General features: G+C 56.5%; 1 protein-coding gene. It reads left to right on the top strand.

Annotated elements, in window-relative coordinates; translation table 11 throughout:
• The coding region (locus AB9F29_RS22575; RefSeq protein WP_369757337.1) for a DEAD/DEAH box helicase at positions 1-278 on the top strand (278 nt) is incomplete at both ends.

Here is a 278-nt window from a genome sequence, read left to right as displayed (position 1 = left end):
AAACGGGTGCGCGCATCGCGTCCTGTGTTGGCGGCATGGACATGCGGACCGAACGCCGCGAATTGGACCAAGGCGCACACATTGTTGTGGGCACACCTGGCCGTCTTCGCTACCATATCGCGCGCAAATCTTTGCGTATGGACCAAATGCGGGCAATCGTTTTGGACGAAGCCGACGAGATGCTCGATCTTGGCTTTCGCGATGATCTCGAGTTTATTCTTGGCGAAGCCCAAGAAGAGCGTCGCACTTTGATGTTCTCGGCGACGGTTCCACGTCAA

Origin of the sequence: Falsihalocynthiibacter sp. S25ZX9 (assembly GCF_041205405.1) — a bacterium.
Taxonomy (GTDB): Bacteria; Pseudomonadota; Alphaproteobacteria; order Rhodobacterales; family Rhodobacteraceae; genus Falsihalocynthiibacter; species Falsihalocynthiibacter arcticus.
Note: the sequence above shows the minus strand (reverse complement) of the source record. Positions and strands in the feature narration are given on the sequence as shown.